3 protein-coding genes are annotated in these 4,688 nt (G+C 63.2%); all 3 read left to right on the top strand.

The window, feature by feature from the left end; translation table 11 throughout:
* The first annotated feature begins 94 nt into the window (after positions 1–94).
* Positions 95–1,090 carry an LLM class flavin-dependent oxidoreductase gene (locus tag ACFMO5_RS07025; RefSeq protein ID WP_376792046.1) on the top strand — a complete coding sequence of 332 codons (996 nt, stop codon included), beginning with the start codon at positions 95–97 and terminating at the stop codon, positions 1,088–1,090.
* A 164-nt stretch (positions 1,091–1,254) separates the two neighbouring features.
* Entirely contained in the window at positions 1,255–2,121 is an 867-nt protein-coding gene (locus tag ACFMO5_RS07030; protein WP_376792047.1) for an FAD binding domain-containing protein, read from the top strand.
* A gap of 167 nt (positions 2,122–2,288) precedes the next feature.
* Positions 2,289–4,493, top strand: coding sequence for a RelA/SpoT family protein (locus tag ACFMO5_RS07035; protein WP_376792048.1), 2,205 nt, complete (start codon positions 2,289–2,291; stop codon positions 4,491–4,493).
* Positions 4,494–4,688 lie beyond the last annotated feature (195 nt).

Here is a 4,688-nt window from a genome sequence, read left to right on the forward strand (position 1 = left end):
CGGCCCGCACCCCATGAAGAAAATTTCGGTGGGCAAACCGGACGAGGGTGTCCGGAAGACGAACCACGTAACTCTGAATTAGAGGGAGGCCCCCATGCCGGAACGTGTCGCGCTCTATCTCCAGGATGCCCATGACCTCCGGGAAGCCATGGGATACGTGCAGTATGCTGAGCAACGCGGCTTTGAGGCGGTCTGGCAGGCGGAATCCCGTCTGGTCCGTGATGCCATCGTGCCGATGGCCGCCTACGCCGCGGTCACCGAACGGATCAAAGTGGCCTCCGGTGTAATCAACAACTGGACCCGCAACCCTGCTCTGATCGCCGCGACGTTCCTCACCCTGGATGACCTCGCCCCAAACCGCGTGATCCTCGGCATCGGGGCCTGGTGGGATCCTCTGGCCTCCAAGGTTGGGATCAAACGCGAGAAGCCTTTAAAGGCGATGCGGGAAGTCGTGACCGTGGTGCGGGACCTACTCGCCATGAAACGCGTGACGTTCCACGGCGAGTTCGTTCACCTGACCGACGTGGAGCTGGATGTGGTGTATGGACGCCGGGAGCCCCGCAATGTGCCGATTTATATCGGGGCGACCGGCATGCAGATGATGGAGCTGGCGGGCGAGATCGCGGATGGCGTGCTGTTGAACTATCTGGTCTCCCCGAAATACAACGAGATGGCGCTCCATCACCTAGAGCTTGGAGCGAAGCGGGCGGGCCGGCGCCTGGAGGACATCGATCGGCCCCAGCTGGTGGTCTGCTCGGTGGACCATAATCGCAAGAAGGCGTTGGACAGCGCGCGGAAGCTGGTGACCCAGTATCTGGGCCAACAGCCCCACATCATGAAGGCCAGCGGGGTGCCCCAGGAGCTCCTGGATGAGATCGGCCGCGTCCTCACCTGGCCCGCGACCCCCGAGCAGATCGAGCGGGCGATGGAGCTGGTGCCCGATGATATCGTCCAGCTCATCACCGCCAGCGGATCTCCGGAGGAGGTGCGTCGCAAAGTGGATGAATACCGCGCCGCCGGGTGCACCTGCCCGGTCCTCTACCCGTTGGGCGATGTCCGGCTGATGATCGATATCTTCGCCCAAGCTTAGCGCTCCTTCCATCTTGGCTTTTGGGGTGTGCAATCGGGAAGGTGGATCGCCCCTTCCCGCAGCCCACTGGCCGTGGGAAGGGGGGCCGGGCGTCGAAAGGTGCCCGGCCCCCCCAACCCTTAGGGAACCCAAACCCACAAACTGATTGCCGGAGGTCCTTCACGATGCTGCTCAACCTTCGAGAATATCATCGCCCGAAAACGTTGGCGGAGGCCCTGGCCCTTTTACGGCGCTCAGACGTTCGGACCGTTCCCATCGGCGGGGGGACGCAGGTCCTAGGAGAGGGATCCAAAGAGGTGGAAGCGGTAGTGGATCTTCAGGATCTGGGGCTGAATTTCATCGGGCTGGAGGGGAACATCCTTCGGATCGGCGCGACGACCCCATTGCAGGCACTGGTGGAGACCCCCCTCACCGCCGCATACGGAAACGGGATCCTCGCCACCGCCGCTCGAGAGACAGCCCCTCTTCCCCTGCGGAACCAGCGCACCGTGGGGGGCGCCGTGGTCGGTGCCTCCGGCGAGCAACCCCTGGCGACCATCTTGATGGCTTTGGAGGCAGAGCTGATCGTGTTCACCGAACCGGAATCCCCGCGCACCCTGCGCCTGGAGGCTTTTTACGATTACCGGGAAGCCCTCCGACGTCAGGGGATGATCCTCACCGAGGTTCGGCTTCCCCTCTCCGCCGCGCCGATCGGCGCCTCCTTCCACAAGGTCGCTCGCACGCCGGCTGACGCCCCGATTGTGGGAGTGGCCGTTCGGCTGTTCCGGGGGGTGGATGGGGCCTGCCACGGAGTGCGAATCGCCGTCGGCGGGGTCGCCGCCCGGCCGGTTCGACTGATGGAAGTGGAATACACCTTGGAAGGACGGCCACCCGATCCAGAGCGGTTCGCCGAAGCCGCCCGCCAGGCCCAGGCACTGGTCCACCCTCTGGGGGATTTCCGGGGCTCCGCGGACTACCGGCGGGAGATGGTCGGGGTGCTGCTCCGGCGGGCCCTGATGGATGCCGCCCAACAAGCGGGGTTCGCCCTCTGAGGGACGTCGCCTTCCCATCCCTCTGCCCGCATTCATCGGGTTTTCCTCTGGCGCCCGGCCCGCCCCCCAATATTTACCCCCCTCGGGGTGAAGCGAACAAAGCACGATCTATCACGAGAGAGCAGAGGGGGTGTATAATCCAAGGAAAGGGGAAAGGCGGTGATGCCATGGTCGGTGTGCAGAACCCGACGAGCCTGGAGTTCCTCCTGGAACAGATCCGAGACCCCCTCAGCCCCCAGGATCGAGAGTTGATCGAGCGGGCCTATCAGGTTGCGGAGCGGGCTCACTGCCACCAGACCCGCGCCTCGGGCGAACCCTATTTGTATCACTGCCTGGCTGTCGCCGGCATCCTGGCGGAGCTCCGAATGGATCCCCCCGTGATCGCTGCCGGCCTGCTGCACGATGTGGTGGAAGATACCGGGGTGTCCCTGGAGGACATCCGGCGGGACTTCGGGGAGGAAGTCGCCCGTCTGGTGGACGGAGTCACCAAGTTGAAATACATCGACCGCCTCCGAACCTCTCCGGAGGATGGCGAAGTTCGCCGTACCAGCCGGGATGAGCAAAGCGCCGAGAACATCCGCAAGATCTTCTTCGCCATGGTGGAGGACCCCCGGGTGGTGCTGATCAAGCTGGCCGACCGGTTGCATAATATGCGCACCTTGGGCGCCCTCCCGCCGGAGAAGCAGAAGCGCATCGCTCGGGAGACCTTAGAGATTTACGCCCCTCTGGCCAACCGCTTGGGCATCTGGCAGCTCAAGTGGGAGCTGGAGGACCTGGCGTTTCGCTACCTGGAGCCGGAAAAATATCGGGAGATCGCCCGGGCCATCGATGAACGACGGGCGGAGCGGGAGCGCCATATTCAGCAAATCATTGAGCGGATCAAGGCCCGCTTGGCCGAAGAAGGCATCCAGGCGGAGGTCACCGGCCGGGCCAAGCACATCTACAGCATCTACCGCAAGATGGTCCGCAAGGGGGTCTCCTTCGACCAGGTCTACGACGTGCGGGCCGTCCGCATCATTGTGAACACGATCCCGGAATGCTACCAGGTCCTGGGCATCATTCACTCGATGTGGCGCCCGATCCCGAAGGAGTTCGATGACTACATCGCCAATCCGAAGGATAACTCTTATCGCAGCCTGCATACGGCGGTGATGTTAGAGGACGGCAAAACGCTGGAGGTGCAGATCCGCACATGGGAGATGCACTGGGAGGCCGAATATGGCATCGCCGCCCACTGGATTTACAAGGAACAGGTCTCGAAACGGGACCTGGCCTTTGAGAAGAAGGTGGCCTGGTTGCGCTCCTTGATGGAGTGGCGCAACGAAGTGACCTCCGCAAAGGAGTTCATCGAATCCCTCAAGACCGATGTGTTTGAGGATCGGATTTATGTGTTCACTCCCAAAGGGGACGTCATCGACCTCCCTCGCGGCAGCACGCCCATCGATTTCGCTTACCATATCCATACCGAGCTGGGGCATCGTTGCCGTGGTGCTCGGGTGAACGGCAAATGGGTTCCCTTGAACTACGTCCTTCAGATGGGCGACCAAGTAGAGATCATCCCGGCCAAGCAGGGCGGCCCGAGCCGGGACTGGCTGGACCCGGCGAAGGGGTATGTGAAGACCTCCCGCGCCCGTCAGAAGATCCGGCAATGGTTCAAGCAACAGGGCCGGGCGGAAAACATCCTCCACGGTCGGGAGCTCCTGGCCCAGGAGATCCGGCGCCTGGGCGTCCCCTTCTCAGTGGACGAGGCGGCGCGCCGGCTATATGGAGAGTTCGGCTACAAAGAGCCGGAGGATCTGCTGGCGGCGATTGGCTGGGGCGATGTCTCCTCGGAGCAACTGGCGCCCCGCCTGATCCGGATGGAAGAGGAACGACGTCGGGAGGAGCAGAAAGCCGCGCCGGAACCCACAATTCTCCCCGAGCGCTACGATGCCTCGCGGCCGGTGCTGGTGGAGGATCACCCTCAGGGCCTGCTGATGCAGCTGGCCCGTTGCTGTAACCCGGTGCCGGGGGATGAAGTGATCGGCTACATCACCCGCAACCGCGGGATCACCATTCATCGCCGGAACTGCCCCAATATCCTGAACGTGCGCACCCCGGAGCGGCTGATTGAGGTGCAGTTCCCGGCCGGCGAGAAAGGCTACCCAGTTGAGGTGGAGATCGTAGCCATCGATCGGGTCGGCCTGCTCCATGAGATCAGCGGGGTCCTGAAAGACGAGCAGGTGAACATCGCACGCATCAACGTGGACACGCGCAATGGCTTCGCGGTCTTCCAGGCCACCCTAGAGGTTCGCTCGGCGGCCCAGCTGCATCGGGCCCTGGCCCGCATCGAACAGATCCCGAACGTCCGCGAGGCTCACCGCCGCCGCTGATCCAAAAACGCTATGGAGCGAACCCACCGCCGAAGAGGGCCCTCCCAACTCTAACCCCCAGGAAAAGAGCGATCGCCCATCACCTTGAAGGCCCTGCGCCCCACGGCTTTGTCCACTTCGGTTTGGGGGTTGCTCTGTTGCGAGCAAAGGTAGTCTGTGGGATTTGTGTGGGGGGTGGGCCGCTGACGCGGCCCA

Origin of the sequence: Thermoflexus sp., from assembly GCF_042408365.1 — a bacterium.
In the GTDB taxonomy this organism is placed as follows: domain Bacteria; phylum Chloroflexota; class Anaerolineae; order Thermoflexales; family Thermoflexaceae; genus Thermoflexus.